The organism is Streptomyces sp. NPDC094032 (assembly GCF_040303965.1).
Classification (GTDB): Bacteria; Actinomycetota; Actinomycetes; order Streptomycetales; family Streptomycetaceae; genus Streptomyces.
This window is the reverse complement of sequence record NZ_JBEOUE010000003.1, coordinates 31,393-50,023: the sequence shown is the minus strand read 5'-3', so window position 1 is coordinate 50,023 and position 18,631 is coordinate 31,393. Positions and strand designations below refer to the sequence as shown.

Sequence of the window (18,631 nt, the reverse complement as noted above, 5' to 3'; positions counted from 1 at the left end):
CGGGGATCGGCGGGGATCAGGCCGGGTACGGCAGCAGCCCCGCGTTGGTCCGTTCCCAGGCGGCCTTCAGCTCGGCGAGCCGTTCCCGCTCGTACGGCGCCCGGTCGGCCTGCTCGCGGGCGTCCTCGGTGAGGTGGAAGAGCTGGTCGCGGCCGCTCTTGCCCCGGTAGTACTTCCAGTCGCCCCGGCGCAGCGCCCGCTCGCCGCGCACCCGCCAGAACAGGTCGCGCTCGGCGGGCTCGTGGCCGCGCAGGAGGTGCCCGGCGAGGCTGGTGCCGTCCAGCGGGTACGCGGGGTGGGGGCGGGCGCCGCCGATCTCCAGGAGGGTCGCGGTCCAGTCGGGGGAGTACACGGGCAGGTCGCTGACCTGGCCGCCGTCGATGGCGGCGGGCCAGCGCAGCAGGGACGGGACGCGGATGCCGCCCTCCTGGAGGGAGCCCTTGTTGCCGGCGAGCGGCCAGTTGTACGAGAAGCGCTCGCCGCCGTTGTCGCTGCCGAAGAAGACGAGGGTGTCGCGCTCGCGGCCGGAGCGGCGCAGGGCGGCGAGCACCTGGCCGACGGAGCGGTCGAGGTCCTCGACCATCTCCTTGTACTTCTCGATCGAGCCGCCGTCCTGGTGCCAGAGGGCGGAGCGGTCGCCGGCCTTGATCCGCCGGACGATCTCGGCGCTGGTCTCCTCGTCGCCGTCGGCTATCCAGGGCCAGTGGGGGGTGGTGAAGTTGAGGTTCAGGAGGAAGGGCCGGTCGTGGTCGCGGGAGACGTAGTCGCTCGCCCGCTCGGTCAGGATCCGGGTGTAGTAGCGCAGGTCCTTGTACGCGGCGTCGCCCTCGTAGAGGTCGTACTCGCCGCCGAGGCCCAGCTTGGAGTAGTACTCCAGGGCGCCGCCGAAGTTGCCGAAGAACTCGTCCCAGCCGGAGCGGGTGGGGGAGTAGTCGGGCAGGTAGCCGCAGTGCCACTTGCCGATGAGCGCGGTGGCGTAGCCGGCCTCGCGCAGCAGTGAGGCGAGCGTGGGGTGGGTGGGGTCGAGGCCGACCGACTTGTCGGCGATGGGCTCGGCCAGTCCGCCCTTGGTGCGGCCGGGATAGCGGCCCGTGTAGAGGCTGAAGCGGGTCGGGGAGCAGGTCGCGGAGCCGGAGTACGCGTCGGTGAAGCGGACGCCCTGGCGGGCGAGCCGGTCCAGGTGCGGGGTGCGGATGTGCGGGGAGCCGTACGAGGAGAGGTCGGCCCAGCCGAGGTCGTCGCCGAGGATGAAGAGGATGTTGGGGCGCTCGGGGTGGCGGCCGGGCGCCGCGCGGAACGGGCGCTCCCGCGCGGCGGGGTCCGCCCGCACCGGGTCGGCCTGCGCGGCGGGGGCCTGGGCGCCGAGGGCGACGGCGGCGGCCGAGGCGACGGCCGCCCCGCCGAGGGCGCGGCGGGACAGGGACGAGGACATACGGGTCTCCAAGGGGAAGTGCGCGCGAAGGCGTGGCGAGAGCGCGTGCGGGCGCGCGGGAGCAGGCGCGGAGGCGCGCTGGTCCCGGAGGGGAGGAAAGGGAGAAACGAGAGGGGGAGCCGGTGGGGCTCAGGCGCAGCGACAGATCGCGCTCGCGACACGGACCAGGTCCACGTGTCGGCGCGCCACGAGGGTGACCGAGCGGTCGGGGTGGCTGACGGGCTGCATGATCAGGAAGCCTGGCGGAGGGGCGCCGGAGGTGTCAACGACCGTCCCGCACCGTGGACTCCGTCACATCCCGACCGTTCGCCCCGTACCGTACGAGCGTCCGTTCGGTACGGTCCTGATCTTTGCTACCGACTGGTAACCCTTACGCCCCTTGCTTTGTGGGCTCCGACAAGGATCGAAAGATCAGTTCGTGGGATCCTACGAGTGCCGGGGAGGGCCTATCACGTCCCGTTCGCGCATTCGGACCGATGGTCGATCTCGCCTACACTCGGAGCCGTGCCACGTGGTGACGGTCGACTCAATCACGATCTGCTCCCCGGCGAGAAAGGCCCCCAGGACGCTTGTGGCGTCTTCGGTGTCTGGGCTCCGGGTGAAGAGGTCGCAAAGCTCACGTACTTCGGGCTCTACGCCCTCCAGCATCGGGGTCAGGAATCCGCGGGAATCGCGGTAAGCAACGGCTCCCAGATCCTCGTCTTCAAGGACATGGGCCTCGTGTCCCAGGTCTTCGACGAGACCTCTCTCGGTTCCCTCCAAGGTCATATCGCGGTCGGTCACGCCCGCTACTCGACCACGGGTGCCTCCGTGTGGGAGAACGCGCAGCCGACGTTCCGGGCGACCGCCCACGGCTCGATCGCGCTCGGCCACAACGGCAACCTGGTGAACACGGCGCAGCTGGCCGAGATGGTCGCCGAACTTCCCAAGCGGGAGGGCCGGTCCACTCAGGTCGCCGCGACCAACGACACCGATCTGGTCACCGCGCTGCTCGCGGGCCAGGCGGACGAGGACGGCAAGCCGCTCACCATCGAGCAGGCGGCCGCGAAGGTCCTCCCCGAGGTCCGGGGCGCCTTCTCCCTCGTCTTCATGGACGAGCACACGCTCTACGCGGCCCGTGACCCGCAGGGCATCCGCCCGCTGGTCCTCGGCCGTCTGGAGCGCGGCTGGGTCGTCGCCTCGGAGTCCGCCGCCCTCGACATCTGCGGCGCGACCTTCGTCCGCGAGGTCGAGCCGGGCGAGCTGGTGGCCATCGACGAGAACGGCATCCGCACCTCGCGCTTCGCAGAAGCGAAGCCCAAGGGCTGTGTCTTCGAGTATGTCTACCTGGCCCGTCCCGACACGGACATCGCCGGTCGCAACGTGTACCTCTCCCGCGTGGAGATGGGTCGCAAACTGGCCAAGGAAGCGCCCGTCGAGGCCGACCTGGTGATAGCGACCCCGGAGTCCGGCACCCCGGCCGCCATCGGCTACGCCGAGGCCTCGGGCATCCCGTTCGGCGCCGGCCTGGTCAAGAACGCCTACGTCGGCCGGACCTTCATCCAGCCCTCGCAGACCATTCGCCAGCTGGGCATCCGACTGAAGCTGAACCCCCTGAAGGAAGTCATCAAGGGGAAGAAGCTGGTGGTCGTGGACGACTCGATCGTCCGCGGCAACACCCAGCGCGCCCTGGTCCGGATGCTCCGCGAGGCCGGAGCCGCCGAGGTCCACATCCGGATCTCGTCGCCGCCGGTGAAGTGGCCCTGCTTCTTCGGCATCGACTTCGCCACCCGCGCGGAGCTGATCGCCAACGGCATGACGGTCGACGAGATCGGCAAGTCGCTCGGCGCGGACTCGCTCTCGTACATCTCGCTCGACGGGATGATCGAGGCGACCACCATCCAGAAGCCCAACCTGTGCCGCGCCTGCTTCGACGGCGAGTACCCGATGGAGCTTCCGGACCCCGAGCTGCTCGGTAAGCAGCTCCTGGAGACCGAGCTGGCCGCAGGCCCGGCGGCCACCGCGGCCGCGGACGCCCTGCGCCGCCCGTAAGACCCCGCTGCGCCCCCGCAGTACGACACGAAAGTTCTGACATGTCTCAGGCCACTGGTGCCAGCTACGCGAGCGCGGGCGTCGACATCGAGGCGGGCGACCGCGCCGTCGAGCTCATGAAGGAGTGGGTCAAGAAGACCCAGCGTCCCGAGGTGCTCGGCGGCCTCGGCGGCTTCGCCGGGCTCTTCGACGCGTCCGCCCTCAAGCGGTACGAGCGCCCGCTGCTCGCCTCGGCGACCGACGGCGTCGGCACGAAGGTCGACATCGCCCGCCAGATGGGCGTGTACGACACGATCGGCCACGACCTGGTCGCCATGGTCATGGACGACATCGTCGTCTGCGGCGCCGAGCCGCTCTTCATGACCGACTACATCTGCGTCGGCAAGGTGCACCCCGAGCGGGTCGCCGCCATCGTCAAGGGCATCGCCGAGGGCTGCGTCCTGGCCGGCTGCGCCCTGGTCGGCGGCGAGACGGCGGAGCACCCGGGCCTCCTCGGCCCGGACGACTTCGACGTCGCGGGCGCCGGCACGGGTGTCGTGGAGTACGACCGGCTGCTCGGCGCGGATCGCATCCGTACGGGTGACGCGGTCATCGCCATGGCGTCCTCCGGTCTTCACTCCAACGGGTACTCGCTCGTCCGCCACGTGGTCTTCGACCGCGCCGGGATGACCCTGGACCAGCAGGTCGAGGAGTTCGGCCGGACCCTGGGCGAGGAGCTCCTGGAGCCCACCAAGATCTACTCGCTGGACTGCCTGGCGCTGACCCGGACCACCGACGTCCACGCCTTCAGCCACATCACGGGCGGCGGTCTGGCCGCCAACCTGGCGCGGGTGATCCCGGACGGCCTGCACGCCACCGTGGACCGCTCGACCTGGGCCCCGGGCGCCGTCTTCGACCTGGTCGGCAAGGCCGGACAGGTCGAGCGCCTGGAGCTGGAGAAGACCCTGAACATGGGCGTCGGCATGATGGCCGTGGTCCCCGCCGACTCGGTGGACGCGGCGCTCACCACGCTGGCCGACCGGGGCGTCGAGTCCTGGGTGGCCGGCGAGATCACCGAGCGCGGCTCCAAGGCGAGCGGCGCGGAGCTGGTCGGCGACTACGCGAAGTAGCCGGCCCCGGCACGTACACGGAAGGGCACCCCTCGCAGGCCGAGGGGTGCCCTTCCGTGTCTCCGCGGCCGATCGCCCGCGGGATGCGCCCACTGCCCCCGGGCAGCGCAAAACCCGGTCCGGGTTACCCGGACCGGGCTGCGATGTTCAGAAGGTCAAGCGCGACGCTGAGTGGACGCCGGACCGGACTCGTCGTCCTCGTCCTCGTCGTCCGTGTTGTAGAGATCCGCGTACTGCGCGTACGGGTCGTCTTCCTCGTCGTCGTCGTCCTCGAACGGCTCGCCATTCGGCGGCTGGTTCGAGGTCGATGCGCCCAGCTCATTGGCCAGACGCGACAGGTCAGTCCCGCCGCTGCTGTACTTCAGCTGGCGGGCGACCTTCGTCTGCTTGGCCTTTGCCCGGCCGCGCCCCATGGCTCGACCCCCTCGGTGACGGGGCTCGACGGCCCCAGAGTCTTGACACGCGTTCATGATCCGGAACGGACTCTCGAATGAGAGACCGGTCCGTAGGGCTTCAACGGTACCTGTTTCCGTCGGTCTACGGTACGCCGCGCGCATCACATACCTCGGTACAGAACCTTCGAGGTGCCCCGTCCTCGCTGGTCAATCGCGATTTTAACCCCTTCTTGAGGGGCGACCCGCCGATCGGCGTGAGCGAAGTCTCCCGAATCCCCCCGGGAGCCCTCCGCCGTCGGCGGGTCGCACCTGGCGGGGGTCAGTCGCGGCGGGCCTCGGCCATCCGCTGCTCGGCGATCCGGTCGGCCGCCGCGGCCGGCGGAATTCCATCCGACTTCGCACGTGCGAAGATTTCAAGCGTGGTGTCGAAGATCTTCGTCGCCTTGGTCTTGCAGCGGTCGAAGTCGAAGCCGTGCAGCTCGTCGGCCACCTGGATCACGCCACCGGCGTTGACCACGTAGTCGGGCGCGTAGAGGATGCCGCGCTCCGAGAGGTCCTTCTCGACACCGGGGTGCGCGAGCTGGTTGTTGGCCGCGCCGCAGACGATCCTCGCGGTCAGTACGGGCACGGTGGCGTCGTTCAGCGCCCCGCCGAGCGCGCAGGGGGCGTAGACGTCCAGGCCCTCGGTGCGGATCAGCGCGTCGGTGTCGGCGGCCACGGAGACCTGCGGGAACTTCTCGGTGATCCGGCGCACCGACTCCTCGCGGACATCGGTGATCACGACCTCGGCGCCGTCGGAGATCAGGTGCTCGACCAGGTAGTGGCCGACCTTGCCGACGCCCGCCACGCCGACCTTGCGGCCGCGGAGGGTCGGGTCGCCCCAGAGGAACTGCGCGGAGGCGCGCATGCCCTGGAAGACGCCGTACGCGGTGAGGACGGAGGAGTCGCCGGCGCCGCCGTTCTCGGGGGAGCGGCCGGTGGTCCACCGGTTGGTGCGGGCCACGACGTCCATGTCGGCGACGTAGGTGCCGACGTCGCAGGCCGTCACGTAGCGGCCGCCGAGGGAGGCCACGAAGCGCCCGTAGGCGAGCAGCAGTTCCTCGGTCTTGATCGTCTCGGGGTCGCCGATGATCACGGCCTTGCCGCCGCCGTGGTCGAGCCCGGCCATGGCGTTCTTGTACGACATGCCGCGGGAGAGGTTCAGCGCGTCGGCGACGGCCTCCGCCTCGGTGGCGTACGGGTAGAAGCGGGTGCCGCCGAGGGCGGGGCCCAGGGCGGTGTTGTGGAGGGCGATGACGGCCTTGAGGCCGGTGGCGCGGTCCTGGCACAGCACGACGTGTTCGTGGCCGCCCTGCTCCGAGTGGAACAGGGTGTGCAGTACATCAGGAACGCCGGTCACATCGGTCACGGTGGTGACTCCCAAGTTGATGCGGCGGAAGGTCCCCCCTGCGGGTGGGGGTGGGACCAGGTCGGCACGAGGGTAAGTCCTACCTGGCCGTAGCAGGGACGCAGTGCTGAGGATCACCCCCTCACGGAGTACCCGCGTGGAAGGATTTGCGACATGCCGGACCCCGTAGCCCCCTCGTCGGCGCCCGTCCCGTACGCCTCGTACCTGAGGGTGTACGAGCCGCTGGCCGCGTTCCCGGAGCCGGAGCGGAGCCACTGGGCCCGCTACGCCCGCCGTACGGACCTCCCGGACGCCCAGCAGGAACTGCGGCGCTCGCTGGCGGACTTGGTGCGGGTGCCGCCGGTCCCGGTGCCGGCCCGCGAGAGCGGCGACGCGTTCGTGGCGACGGTGGACGGCGTGGTCCTGGTCTGTCCCTGGCGGACCCGGCTGCGCGGGCGGCTCGCCCTGGAGGAGCTGGTGGGCGGGACACTGCCGGCGCCGGTCCTGGACGCGATGCTGGCGCCGGAGGAGCGGGCGCGGGTGGCGGCGGAGCACGAGCGGTGGCGGGAGCGGAATCCGGACGCGCGGCCGTGGATCCGCGGGGCGGTGTGGCAGGTGCCGCTGCGGTGGTTCGCGCTCTTCTCGGACGAGGAGCGGGAGTACGAGCCGGGGTGCGCCGACGGGAAGGGTGACGGGAAGGGCGGTGCCCGGCCGCCTGTGCTGCGGTACCGGACGCCGATGGTGCAGGCGCGGCGGCGGCTCGCGCGGGCCCTGAAGGCGCTGCGGGAGGCGATCGACGAGGGCCCCATGACGGAGGGTCTGGTCGAGGTGGGGCGCTGGCTGGAGGAGTTCCATCCGCGGGCGCTGGTGGAGCTGGACTACGGCGGTCTGGTGCACGCGCTCGGGGACCGGGCGCTGGCGGACGACCGTTCGGCGGCGGACATGGCGGTGGGGGTCGCGGCGCTGCGGGACGGCGACGAGGAGGCCGCGCAGGCGGCGTACGGGCGGCTGGCGGAGCGGTGGCGGGCGGTCCGCGATCTTCAGTTCGCCAACTGACCGGGACGGGTCTTTCGCCCCGGAACCGACCGCCGTCGCGGTTATCACTCGACAGATCGGGCCCATATGGCTTAAATGATCTTCTCGCTGGACGTCTGTTCGGGTCTTTGGTGTGGACCTGTGGGGACGTTGGGGCGGGGGCGGCAGGACGTAGGTCCCGATCCGGGCCTTTGGCTCAAGCGTGACGGATAGCACTTACCGCACCCTTGCGCCCATCGCCCACCCTCGTGCCAAAATAGGACAAGGAGTCCGGGGAGGGTTCCTTCCGCCCAAGTAAGGGCGGAATGCTCAGCATTGCACTCTATGGGGGGTCTGAGGACTCCTGATCGCTCTGTGACTGATCGTCACAGTGGCGTGACTGTCCGTTATGGCATGGTCCATCGACTTCCGCCGCTGATGAACACCTGCGAGGGCAATTCCATCGGTTTGGCCGACGTGGCTGGACGGATGGTGTAGTTGTAGTGCCGAGGACAAGCCGTTCGTCCTATAACCGACTCGGCCCGCTTCTGCCATTTCGGGCAACGCGGGCCAAGGTGCAGAATTTAGAGGAAAGAACCGAGATGGTTCGGTTCTCCCGAGGAGGCCGCTCATGACCGCTCGCACCCCTGATGCCGAGCCGCTGCTGACCCCTGCCGAGGTTGCCACGATGTTCCGCGTGGACCCGAAGACGGTGACCCGTTGGGCAAAGGCGGGCAAGCTCACGTCCATCCGCACCCTGGGTGGGCACCGCCGGTACCGCGAGGCCGAGGTTCGCGCTCTGCTGGCGGGCATTCCGCAGCAGCGCAGCGAGGCCTGAGGCGCTCGCGACTTACGCAACACCCCGTAATACCTGCACCACCGGGCAGCAGCCGGGTCCCCCAACCCGGTCCGCCCACCCCAAGCTCTGCTGACGAATCACCTGCCCCAACAGGTTCTCCGTCGTCGATCGCGCTGGACTCCGCCGGGTCCAGCGCGATCTTTTTATGTCCGCCGCCGGCCCCGTCCCCGCCGTGCAATTGCACATATTAAATCGCAGCCATGTAGGGGAGGTGTAAGTGAAGCACTTCCGGAAACGGATTGAGTGACACCCGTCACATCGTCAAACTCTTGCCATGAAACAGCCTTCCACCCCCGGGAGGCCGACCAACGCGCCGTTGGTCACCCCTTGCCGGGACCTTGGTCCCTCGGAGGCGGGAACGCAAGAAGGCCCGCACCGATCGGTGCGGGCCTTCTCTGTCTGCGACTCTGACGGGACTTGAACCCGCGACCTCCACCTTGACAGGGTGGCGAGCTAACCAACTGCTCCACAGAGCCTTCGCAGCCGCTGAACTGTGGCTGCGAGGAAGACTGTACAGCAGGTCAGCGGTCTGGTCGAACTCGCTCGGCGGGACCGCCGAACGGGCTACGGAACGGCCGCGTCGATCGCCTTCACGATCCGCTTGTCGGACACCGGATGGGCCGTCCCCAGGGCGTGCGCGAAGTAGCTGACCCGCAGCTCCTCGATCATCCAGCGGATGTCCGTGACCGCCGTCGGCACCGGCCGGCCCTTGGGGAGCTGTTCGAGCAGCCACGCGTACTCGTCCAGCATCTCGTGGACCTTCTCCATGCGGGTGGTGTCCCGCTGGACGCCCGTCGGCATCTGCTGGAGCCGCCGGTCCACCGCCACCAGATAGCGCATCAGGTCCGGCAGCCGCTTCAGGCCCGTACGGGTCACGAAACCGGCCGGCATCAGCCAGGAGAGCTGGTCGCGCACGTCCTTGAGGTTGGGCAGCAGCGCGGGGCTGCCGGTGGCCTTCAGACGCCGCTCACAGGCCTGCCAGGCGGCCAGGACCTGCTGCACCTGGCTCACGGTCCGCACGGTCAGCTCCACGAGGTCCGCGCGGACCTTCTCGTACAGCTTCCGGAAGGACTCCTCGTCCCAGGCGGGGCCGCCGTGGTCCGCGATCAGCTTGTCGGCCGCCGCGGCCGCGCAGTCCTCGAACAGCGCCTGGATCGAGCCGTGCGGATTCGCCGACAGGGCCAGCTTCTGCTGGTTGGTCAGCCGGTCCGAGGCGAACTTCGCCGGGTTCACCGGGATGTTCAGCATGATCAGCTTCCGGGTGCCCCGCCACATCGCGGGGTCCCGCTCGGCCTCCGTGTCGAAGAGGCGTACGGCCACGCTGTCGCCCTCGTCGACGAGCGCCGGGTACGCCTTCACCGGCTGGCCGGCCCTGCGGGTCTCGAAGACCCGGGTGAGGGTGCCGATCGACCACTCCTTGAGCCCTGAGCGCTCCAGGGAGGGCCCGGAACCGTCCGGGCCGCCCGTTGCCGCCGCGGCGGCCTTGGAGAGCGCCTGACGGGCCTTGGGGCGCAGCTTCAGCTTGAGCGCCTCCAGGTCCTTGTCCTCGGCCAGCTTGCGGCGCCGCTCGTCGACGATCCGGAAGGTGATCTTCAGGTGCTCGGGCAGCTTGCCCCAGTCGAAGTCCTCGGCCGTCACCGGGACGCCGACCATCCGCTGGAGCTCGCGGGCCAGCGCGCCCGTCAGCGGCTCCTGGACGGGCACGACCGCGTCCAGGAAGCGGCTCGCGAAGTTCGGCGCCGGGACGTAGTGGCGGCGGATCGGCTTCGGGAGCGAGCGGATCAGCTCCGTCACGACCTCCTCGCGCAGCCCCGGGATCTGCCAGTCGAAGCCCTCGTCGGTCACCTGGTTGAGCACCTGGAGCGGCACGTGCACGGTCACGCCGTCCGCGTCCGCGCCCGGCTCGAACTGGTACGTCACCCGGAACTTCAGCGCGCCCTGCCGCCACGAGTCCGGGTAGTCGTCCTTGGTGACCGCACCCGCCTTCTCGTTGATGAGCATCTCGCGCTCGAAGTCGAGGAACTCCGGCTCCTCGTGGCGCTTGTGCTTCCACCACGAGTCGAAGTGCGCGCCCGAGACGACGTGCTCGGGCACCCGCCGGTCGTAGAAGTCGAAGAGCGTCTCGTCGTCGACGAGGATGTCCCGGCGCCGGGCCCGGTGCTCCAGCTCCTCGACCTCGGTGAGCAGCTTGCGGTTGTCGGCGAAGAACTTGTGGTGGGTGCGCCAGTCGCCCTCGACCAGCGCGTTGCGGATGAACAGCTCGCGGGAGACCTCGGGGTCGATCCGGCCGTAGTTCACCTTGCGGTCGGCGACGATCGGCACGCCGTACAGCGTCACCTTCTCGAAGGCCATGACCGCGGCCTGGTCCTTCTCCCAGTGCGGCTCGCTGTACGTCTTCTTCACCAGGTGCTGGGCCAGCGGCTCGATCCACTCGGGCTCGATCCGCGCGTTGACCCGCGCCCACAGGCGGGAGGTCTCCACCAGCTCGGCGGACATGACGAGGCGCGGCGGCTTCTTGAAGAGCGCGGAGCCCGGGAAGATCGCGAACTTGGCGCTGCGGGCGCCGAGGTACTCGCTCCGGGCGCCCCCCTCGCGCTTGCCGTCCCGGCCGCCGCCACCGCCGTCCTTGGACTCCTTGACGTCCTTGAGGCCGATGTGGCTGAGGAGACCGGAGAGCAGGGAGACATGGACGGACTGCTCGGGCGCGTCCTCCTCGTTGAGGTGTATCCCCATCTGCTTGGCCACCGTGCGCAGCTGGGCGTAGATGTCCTGCCACTCCCGGATCCGCAGGAAGTTCAGGTACTCCTGCTTGCACATCCGGCGGAACGAGCTGGAGCCGCGCTCCTTCTGCTGCTCGCGGACGTAACGCCAGAGGTTGAGGAAGGCGAGGAAGTCGCTGGTCTCGTCCTTGAAGCGGGCGTGCTGCTGGTCGGCCTGCGCCTGCTTCTCGGACGGCCGCTCGCGCGGGTCCTGGATGGAGAGCGCGGCCGCGATCACCATGACCTCGCGGACACAGCCGTTGCGGTCGGCCTCCAGGACCATCCGGGCGAGCCGCGGGTCGACGGGCAGCTGGGCCAGCTTGCGGCCCTGCTCGGTGAGCCGCTTCTTCGGGTCCTTCTCCGCCGGGTTGAGCGCGCCCAGCTCCTGGAGCAGCTGCACGCCGTCCCGGATGTTGCGGTGGTCCGGCGGGTCGATGAAAGGGAACTTCTCGATGTCGCCGAGTCCTGCCGCGGTCATCTGGAGGATGACGGAGGCCAGGTTGGTCCGCAGGATCTCCGCGTCCGTGAACTCCGGCCGGGTGAGGAAGTCGTCCTCGGAGTACAACCGGACGCAGATGCCGTCACTCGTACGGCCGCAGCGGCCCTTGCGCTGGTTGGCGCTGGCCTGGCTGACCGGCTCGATCGGCAGCCGCTGCACCTTGGTGCGGTGCGAGTAGCGGGAGATGCGGGCGGTGCCCGGGTCGATCACGTACTTGATGCCGGGGACCGTCAGGGAGGTCTCGGCCACGTTCGTCGCCAGCACGATCCGGCGGCCGGAGTGCGCCTGGAAGACCCGGTGCTGCTCGGCGTGGCTGAGCCGCGCGTACAGCGGGAGCACCTCGGTGCTCCGGAGGTTCTTCTTGATCAGCGCGTCGGCGGTGTCGCGGATCTCGCGCTCGCCGGAGAGGAAGACCAGGATGTCGCCGGGGCCCTCGGCCTGGAGCTCGTCGACGGCGTCGCAGATCGCGGTGATCTGGTCCCGGTCGGCCTCCTCGCTGTCCTCCTCCAGGAGCGGGCGGTAGCGCACCTCGACCGGGTACGTACGGCCGCTGACCTCGACGATCGGCGCCTCGCCGAAGTGGCGGGAGAAGCGCTCCGGGTCGATGGTCGCGGAGGTGATCACGACCTTCAGGTCGGGGCGCTTCGGCAGCAGCTGGGCCAGATAGCCGAGCAGGAAGTCGATGTTGAGGGACCGCTCGTGGGCCTCGTCGATGATGATCGTGTCGTAGGCGCGCAGCTCGCGGTCGGTCTGGATCTCGGCGAGCAGGATGCCGTCCGTCATCAGCTTCACGAAGGTGGCCTCGGGGTTCACCTGGTCGGTGAAGCGCACCTTCCAGCCGACGGCCTCGCCCAGCGGCGTGCGGAGCTCCTCCGCGACGCGCTCGGCGACCGTGCGGGCGGCGATCCGGCGGGGCTGGGTGTGCCCGATCATGCCCCGGACGCCCCGGCCCAGCTCCATGCAGATCTTGGGGATCTGCGTCGTCTTCCCGGAACCGGTCTCACCGGCGACGATCACGACCTGGTGGTCGCGTATCGCCTCCAGGATCTCGTCCTTCTTCTGGGAGACCGGCAGCTGTTCCGGGTACGTGATCGCGGGCACGCGGGCGGCGCGCGCGTCGACCCGCTCCTTGGCCTTGCCGGCCTCGGCGGCGATCTCGTCCAGGACGGCCCTCTGGGCCTCGGGCTTGCGGATGCGGCGGGCGCCTTCGAGACGGCGGCCGAGCCGGTGGGAGTCCCGCAGCGAGACCTCGGCCAGCAGGGACTGGAGGGCGGCGAAGGAAGTAGACATACGGGATCCAGGATCGCACCTGCGGCCGAGAAGCGGCGAACCGATTTACGAGGGCGGCGCCGGGTCCCTGCGTAATATTTCGGGACACACCCACCGGCACCGCCCAGCACCCGTCGTGAAAGGTTTCCGCATGCCCCGCACCGCCCGCGCGCTCGCGGCCTTCGCCGCGCTGGCGGGCCTTGTGCTGGCGCTCGTGGTCTGCGGGGCGGCCACGCCCGCGCCCGCGCCCGGACCGGTCGTCGCGGGTGCGGCGGGGCCCGGCTGCGGACAGGGCCATCCGGCCGACGATGGGGCCGCGGGCCCCGTCGTACCGCCACGGGCGCACGGCTTCGGGGAGCTGCTGCCCGCGCTCATGGGGGCGCGGGACGGCTGTGCGGACGGGGCCGTGGACGAGGACCCGGCCGAGGCGACCCGGGGCCGGGAGCCGCCCGCGCTGGCGCCGCCCTCGCCGGTGGAGCTGTCGATCCTGAGGGTCTAGACGGCCGGCGCCCCTCCTCGCCGCCCGTCCCTCTCTTCTCCGTCCTCAGGAGCGCTTCCGCATGTCCAAGTCCAAGCCCGTGATGATCGTCAGTGGTGTGGTGCTCGCCGCGACCCTGCTCGGCGTCGCCTCGTACGCCACCACCAAGCCGTCCGGCCCCTCCTCCTCGCCCGGCGCCGCCGCCGAGGTCTCCGCCGACCCGTCCGCCGGCGTCTACCCCGAGCTGGAGGCGTACGCCCGCAGGGACGCCGCCGACAAGCTGGCGCTCGGCCGGGCCGACGCGCCCGTGGTCCTGATCGAGTACGCCGACTTCAAGTGCGGCTACTGCGGCAAGTTCGCCCGGGACACCGAGCCCGAGCTGATCAAGCGGTACGTCGACGCCGGCACCCTGCGCATCGAGTGGCGGAACTTCCCGATCTTCGGCGAGGAGTCGGAGGCGGCGGCTCGGGCCTCCTGGGCGGCCGGGCAGCAGGGCCGGTTCTGGGAGTTCCACAAGGCCGCGTACGCCGAGGGCGCCAAGGAGAAGGGCTTCGGCAAGGAGCGCCTGACCGCCCTCGCGAAGGAGGCAGGAGTCCCGGACCTCGCCCGCTTCACCCGCGACACGGACGGGGCGGCGGCCCGGGCGGCGGTACGCAAGGACCAGGAGCAGGGCTACTCGCTCGGCGCCACCTCCACCCCCTCCTTCCTCGTCAACGGCCGCCCGATCGCGGGCGCCCAGCCGATGGAGGCCTTCACCGAGGCGATCGACGCGGCGGCGAAGGCGGCGGGGGAGAAGGCGGCGGAGAAGAAGCCGGGGGCCGGGGAGAAGTCGGAGTCCGGCCAGTGACCTCCGGGATCGGCTACTTCGCGGCCTTCCTCGGCGGGCTGCTCGCCCTGCTCAGCCCGTGCAGCGCCCTGCTGCTCCCGGCCTTCTTCGCGTACTCCGTCGACGGCCGGGCCCGTCTGGTCGCCCGTACCGGCGTCTTCTACGCGGGCCTGGCCACCACCCTCGTGCCGCTGGGCGCGGCCGGCTCCTTCGCCGGGCGGCTCTTCTACGGCCACCGGGACCTGCTGGTGGCCGTCGGCGGCTGGCTGATCATCACCCTCGGGGTGGTGCAGATCCTCGGCCTGGGCTTCGCGTCCCGCCGGATGAGCGAGGCGAGCGGCCGGATCCGCCCCACGACCGCGTTCTCCGTGTACGCCCTGGGCCTGGTCTACGGCCTCGCCGGTTTCTGCGCGGGCCCCATCCTGGGCAGCGTCCTGACGGTGGCCGCGCTCAGCGGCAGCCCGGTCTACGGCGGTCTGCTCCTCGCGGTGTACGCGCTCGGCATGGCCGTCCCGCTCTTCGTGCTGGCCCTGCTCTGGAACCGCTACGACCTGGGGCGGCGCCGCTGGCTGCGGGGCCGGCCGCTCCGGCTCGGCCGGTTCGAGGTGCACTCGACCTCGCTGCTCTCGGGCCTGTTCTTCATCGCCCTCGGCACGCTCTTCCTGGCCTTCGACGGGACCACCGCGCTGCCGGGGCTGCTGTCCGTGGACGACTCCTTCGCCGTGGAGGAGCGGGTCGGCGCCCTGGGCCGCACGGTCCCGGACTGGGCGCTGCTGCTCGCGGTGCCTGCCGTGGTGGCGGGCGGCTTCGCGGTGCGGGCCCTGCGGGGGCGGCGGCGCGAGGAGGTGTGACGGTACGGGGAGGAGGGCGGCGTCCTCCTCCCCGTACCGCCGTCGCCGTCGTCTTCGCCGTGTGGAGCGCACACGAAGAAGGCCCCGTTCTTTCGAACGGGGCCTTCTCTGATTGTGGCTGGGGCCGGGGTCGAACCGGCGACCTATCGCTTTTCAGGCGATCGCTCGTACCAACTGAGCTACCCAGCCACGAAGCTGTTTCCAGCTTCAGCGACTCTGACGGGACTTGAACCCGCGACCTCCACCTTGACAGGGTGGCGAGCTAACCAACTGCTCCACAGAGCCTTGCGTGGTGCGAGCACTAGTCTCGCACACGTTTACTGCGTACCCCCAACGGGATTCGAACCCGTGCTACCGCCTTGAAAGGGCGGCGTCCTGGGCCACTAGACGATGAGGGCTAAGGGCCCACCTGGGCGCTTTCCAGCGCCTCGGGGACGTCTGAAGCATATGGGATGGCGGGCGGTATCGCCAAAACGGTTTCCCAGGGAGGGAGAATGGGCGGGTGCTGGAGATGACGCGCGAGGAGTTCGAGGAGCTCGTCGCCGAAGCCCTGGACCGGATCCCGCCCGAGCTGACGCGGCTGATGGACAACGTCGCCGTGTTCGTGGAGGACGAGCCGTCGCCCGACGATCCCGAACTGCTCGGGCTCTACGAGGGCACGCCGCTGACGGACCGGGGTGAGTGGTACGCCGGTGTGCTCCCGGACCGGATCACCATCTACCGGGGGCCGACCCTGCGGATGTGCGAGTCCCATGAGGACGTGGTCGCCGAGACCGAGATCACCGTGGTGCACGAGATCGCCCACCACTTCGGCATCGACGACGAGCGGTTGCACGCGCTGGGCTACGGCTGAGCCGGACGGGCCGTCGATGGCCGGACCGGGCAGGGTGTGGCCGGACCGGGCGGGGCGTGGCCGGTTTTCGCTGGGGCGTGTCCCTTGTGGCGCCTGGGGAGTTGGGCAGGGCAGCGCGTTCGATCGGCCCGATCGGCGTCCGATTCCTGCCTGTCATGTCCTGGAGGTGCCTCCGTGCGCCATTTGCCCACCCCTGTGCGCTGGGCCGCGACCGCGCTGGCGGTCGCCGCCTGCGCGGGTCTGAGCGGCTGTATGAGTGTCAGCGACGACGGTGCGAAGCCGGCGCCCAGCAACTCCGCGGGGAAGCGGGGCGCGGCGGCCGGCACCTCGGAGGACGGCGGCCTGTCCGGCGGGCACGGCGGGAGCGGCTTCGACCGTACGGCGCGCGGCGGGCCGGACGCGGACGGCTCGGGCAGGGAGTCGCCGGTGCCGAGCGGCTCCCCGACGGCCTCGGCCAAGCCGGCCGGCGGGGCGGGTCCCGCGGGCCCGGGCGGGGCGCCGAAGCCGCAGCAGACGCCGGGCGGGACGGGCGGCCCCGGCGCGGGCGCGGGGGGCGGCTCGGGGGCGCCGGGTGGCGAGACCACGCCACCGGTCGATCCGCCGACGCCCACGCCGACCCAGGACCCGACCACGGCCCCGCCGGAGCCGACCGCCGAGCCGACCGTCACCGAGACGCCCACGACCACCCCTGGGGCGGACACCCACATGGGTGCCATGAGGGCGGCGGAGGGGCCCGGCGGGCCCGCCGAACCGGATGCATCACCGCAGGCCAGGCCGGTGTGACGGTGATCGGTTTGCCTTGGGTGGGGGGGAGTGCGTATGGTGGTAGATCGTTTGATCCCATTTGCCCGGCGCCACGACCGAAGAGCGCCGTGACTGGCGCGTACTCTCCCTTGCCGTGGCTGACCGCATTGAGGCGGTCCGTAGTGCGAAACACGGAGTTGACGGGCGCGTGCCGAGACTCCGGAAGGTTTCGCATTTCGCATGTCCATTTTCAGTTCTGATCACGCCGTCCTGCCCGAGAACGAGAACGACGAGACCGTCGCCGAGGCCGTAGTGGCCACCGACGCCGTCGAGACCGTCGAGGCCACGGACGCCACCATCGACACCGACGCCGCTGACGACACCGTCGACGCCGTCGAGAACACCGACAACGCCGCCGACGAGGCCCCCGCCGACGAGACCCCCGAGATCACCTTCGGTGACCTGGGTCTCCCCGAGGGCGTCGTGCGCAAGCTGGCGCAGAACGGCGTGACCACCCCCTTCCCGATCCAGGCCGCGACCATCCCGGACGCCCTGGCCGGCAAGGACATCCTCGGCCGTGGCCGCACCGGCTCCGGCAAGACCCTCTCCTTCGGTCTGCCGCTCCTCGCCACCCTGGCGGAGGGCCGCACCGAGAAGAAGAAGCCCCGCGGCGTCATCCTGACCCCGACCCGTGAGCTCGCGATGCAGGTCGCGGACGCCCTCCAGCCGTACGGCGACGTGCTCGGCCTCAAGATGAAGGTCGTCTGCGGCGGTACGTCGATGGGCAACCAGATCTACGCGCTGGAGCGCGGCGTCGACATCCTCGTCGCCACCCCGGGCCGTCTGCGCGACATCATCAACCGCGGCGCCTGCTCCCTGGAGCAGGTCAAGGTCGCCGTCCTCGACGAGGCCGACCAGATGGCCGACCTGGGCTTCCTGCCCGAGGTCACCGAGCTGCTCGACCAGGTCCCGGCCGGCGGCCAGCGCCTGCTCTTCTCGGCGACGCTCGAGAACGAGATCGACACCCTGGTCAAGCGCTACCTGGTGAACCCGATCACGCACGAGGTCGACCCGTCCGCCGGTGCCGTCACGACGATGACCCACCACGTCCTGGTCGTGAAGCCCAAGGACAAGGCCCCGGTCACCGCCGCCATCGCCGCCCGCAAGGGCCGCACGATCATCTTCGTCCGCACCCAGCTGGGCGCCGACCGCATCGCCGAGCAGCTGCGTGACGCCGGTGTGAAGGCCGACGCGCTGCACGGCGGCATGACGCAGGGCGCCCGTACGCGGACCCTGGCGGACTTCAAGGACGGCTACGTCAACGCGCTCGTCGCCACCGACGTCGCCGCCCGAGGCATCCACGTCGACGGCATCGACCTGGTCCTCAACGTGGACCCGGCCGGCGACCACAAGGACTACCTGCACCGCTCGGGCCGTACCGCCCGTGCCGGCCGCTCCGGTGTCGTGGTCTCCCTGGCGCTGCCGCACCAGCGCCGCCAGATCTTCCGCCTCATGGAGGACGCGGGCGTCGACGCCTCGCGCCACATGGTCGGTGGGGCCGGCGCGTTCGACCCGGAGGTCGCCGAGATCACCGGCGCCCGCTCGCTGACCGAGGTCCAGGCCGACTCCGCGAACAACTCGGCCAAGCAGGCCGAGCGCGAGGTCGCCGACCTGACCAAGGAGCTGGCGCGTCTCCAGCGCCGTGCCGTCGAGCTCCGCGAGGAGGCCGACCGCCTGGTGGCCCGCGCCGCCCGTGAGCGTGGCGAGGACCCGGAGGCCGCGGTCGCCGAGGTGACGGAGGCCGCCGAGGCCGAGGTCGCCGAGGCCATCGCCGCCGTGGCCGCCGAGCCGGTCCGCGAGGAGCGCCGCGACTTCGACCGCCGCGACGACCGCGGTGGCTACGAGCGCCGCGACAACGACCGTGGCGGCTTCCGCCGCGACGACCGCGGTGGCGACCGTGGCGGCTTCCGCCGCGACGACCGCGGTGGCGACCGTGGCGGCTTCCGCCGTGACAACGACCGTCCGTCCGGCGGTTTCCGTCGGGACAACGACCGTCCGTCGGGTGGCTTCAACCGCGACCGTGACAACGACCGTGGCGGCTTCCGCCGTGACAACGACCGTCCGT

The 18,631-nt window shown here is 70.8% G+C and carries 15 protein-coding genes and 4 tRNA genes; 10 read left to right on the top strand and 9 right to left on the bottom strand.

Annotation, left to right across the window (positions count from 1 at the left end; genetic code table 11):
• Positions 1 to 16: 16 nt before the first annotated feature.
• Positions 17 to 1,432, bottom strand: a complete 1,416-nt coding sequence (locus ABTZ54_RS06330) for a sulfatase family protein (RefSeq protein ID WP_351657844.1) — start codon at positions 1,430 to 1,432, stop codon at positions 17 to 19.
• 129 nt (positions 1,433 to 1,561) lie between these two features.
• Positions 1,562 to 1,660: a putative leader peptide gene (locus tag ABTZ54_RS06325; protein ID WP_351657842.1), complete on the bottom strand. Its 99-nt coding sequence runs from the start codon at positions 1,658 to 1,660 to the stop codon at positions 1,562 to 1,564.
• Positions 1,661 to 1,936: 276 nt separating this feature from the next.
• Between ABTZ54_RS06325 and purF the strand changes: the two genes are divergently transcribed.
• Both purF and purM read left to right on the top strand, forming a co-directional pair.
• On the top strand, positions 1,937 to 3,463 hold the full coding sequence (gene purF / locus ABTZ54_RS06320) for an amidophosphoribosyltransferase (RefSeq protein ID WP_329422499.1): 1,527 nt from the start codon (positions 1,937 to 1,939) through the stop codon (positions 3,461 to 3,463).
• 41 nt (positions 3,464 to 3,504) lie between these two features.
• Positions 3,505 to 4,572 carry a phosphoribosylformylglycinamidine cyclo-ligase gene (purM, locus tag ABTZ54_RS06315; RefSeq protein ID WP_351657840.1) on the top strand — a complete coding sequence of 356 codons (1,068 nt, stop codon included), beginning with the start codon at positions 3,505 to 3,507 and terminating at the stop codon, positions 4,570 to 4,572.
• A 155-nt stretch (positions 4,573 to 4,727) separates the two neighbouring features.
• Here the strand turns inward: purM and ABTZ54_RS06310 are convergent, their stop codons facing one another.
• Together ABTZ54_RS06310 and ABTZ54_RS06305 are read right to left on the bottom strand one after the other, a co-directional pair.
• Entirely contained in the window at positions 4,728 to 4,985 is a 258-nt protein-coding gene (locus ABTZ54_RS06310) for a DUF3073 domain-containing protein (RefSeq protein WP_351657838.1), read from the bottom strand.
• A 301-nt stretch (positions 4,986 to 5,286) separates the two neighbouring features.
• The gene (locus ABTZ54_RS06305) at positions 5,287 to 6,375 is read right to left on the bottom strand and encodes a Leu/Phe/Val dehydrogenase (protein WP_351657836.1); all 1,089 of its coding nucleotides are present in this window, start codon (positions 6,373 to 6,375) and stop codon (positions 5,287 to 5,289) included.
• Positions 6,376 to 6,528: 153 nt separating this feature from the next.
• Between ABTZ54_RS06305 and ABTZ54_RS06300 the strand changes: the two genes are divergently transcribed.
• A complete protein-coding gene (locus ABTZ54_RS06300; RefSeq protein WP_351657834.1) occupies positions 6,529 to 7,410 on the top strand; it encodes a DUF8083 family protein in 882 nt (293 codons plus the stop codon).
• A 589-nt stretch (positions 7,411 to 7,999) separates the two neighbouring features.
• Positions 8,000 to 8,206, top strand: a complete 207-nt coding sequence (bldC, locus tag ABTZ54_RS06295) for a developmental transcriptional regulator BldC (protein WP_003949541.1) — start codon at positions 8,000 to 8,002, stop codon at positions 8,204 to 8,206.
• 423 nt (positions 8,207 to 8,629) lie between these two features.
• Here the strand turns inward: bldC and ABTZ54_RS06290 are convergent.
• Both ABTZ54_RS06290 and hrpA read right to left on the bottom strand, forming a co-directional pair.
• A tRNA-Asp gene (locus ABTZ54_RS06290) sits at positions 8,630 to 8,703 on the bottom strand.
• A gap of 88 nt (positions 8,704 to 8,791) precedes the next feature.
• On the bottom strand, positions 8,792 to 12,775 hold the full coding sequence (hrpA, locus tag ABTZ54_RS06285) for an ATP-dependent RNA helicase HrpA (protein ID WP_351657833.1): 3,984 nt from the start codon (positions 12,773 to 12,775) through the stop codon (positions 8,792 to 8,794).
• 130 nt (positions 12,776 to 12,905) lie between these two features.
• On the opposite strand from hrpA, the gene ABTZ54_RS06280 reads away from it, so the two are divergent.
• The 3 genes from ABTZ54_RS06280 (at position 12,906) to ABTZ54_RS06270 (ending at position 14,909) form a co-directional block, all read left to right on the top strand.
• On the top strand, positions 12,906 to 13,253 hold the full coding sequence (locus tag ABTZ54_RS06280; RefSeq protein ID WP_351657832.1) for a hypothetical protein: 348 nt from the start codon (positions 12,906 to 12,908) through the stop codon (positions 13,251 to 13,253).
• 61 nt (positions 13,254 to 13,314) lie between these two features.
• Positions 13,315 to 14,079 (top strand): DsbA family protein, encoded by a 765-nt coding sequence (locus tag ABTZ54_RS06275; protein WP_351657831.1) that lies wholly within the window; start codon positions 13,315 to 13,317, stop codon positions 14,077 to 14,079.
• The gene (locus tag ABTZ54_RS06270; RefSeq protein WP_351657829.1) at positions 14,076 to 14,909 is read left to right on the top strand and encodes a cytochrome c biogenesis CcdA family protein; all 834 of its coding nucleotides are present in this window, start codon (positions 14,076 to 14,078) and stop codon (positions 14,907 to 14,909) included. The genes ABTZ54_RS06275 and ABTZ54_RS06270 overlap by 4 nt, the downstream gene beginning before the upstream one ends.
• A gap of 115 nt (positions 14,910 to 15,024) precedes the next feature.
• On the opposite strand, the gene ABTZ54_RS06265 is transcribed toward ABTZ54_RS06270, so the two are convergent.
• From ABTZ54_RS06265 to ABTZ54_RS06255, 3 genes are all read right to left on the bottom strand, one after another.
• A tRNA-Phe gene (locus ABTZ54_RS06265) sits at positions 15,025 to 15,098 on the bottom strand.
• 22 nt (positions 15,099 to 15,120) lie between these two features.
• Positions 15,121 to 15,194, bottom strand: a tRNA-Asp gene (locus ABTZ54_RS06260).
• Positions 15,195 to 15,234: 40 nt separating this feature from the next.
• Positions 15,235 to 15,307: transfer RNA gene (locus tag ABTZ54_RS06255), tRNA-Glu, on the bottom strand.
• Between the two features lie 104 nt (positions 15,308 to 15,411).
• Between ABTZ54_RS06255 and ABTZ54_RS06250 the strand changes: the two genes are divergently transcribed.
• The 3 genes from ABTZ54_RS06250 to ABTZ54_RS06240 form a co-directional block, all read left to right on the top strand.
• The gene (locus ABTZ54_RS06250) at positions 15,412 to 15,762 is read left to right on the top strand and encodes a metallopeptidase family protein (protein WP_351657827.1); all 351 of its coding nucleotides are present in this window, start codon (positions 15,412 to 15,414) and stop codon (positions 15,760 to 15,762) included.
• A gap of 174 nt (positions 15,763 to 15,936) precedes the next feature.
• Positions 15,937 to 16,545 (top strand): hypothetical protein, encoded by a 609-nt coding sequence (locus tag ABTZ54_RS06245; RefSeq protein ID WP_351657825.1) that lies wholly within the window; start codon positions 15,937 to 15,939, stop codon positions 16,543 to 16,545.
• A gap of 201 nt (positions 16,546 to 16,746) precedes the next feature.
• Positions 16,747 to 18,631: DEAD/DEAH box helicase (locus ABTZ54_RS06240; protein WP_351657823.1), on the top strand; the 1,885-nt coding region annotated here is incomplete at its 3' end.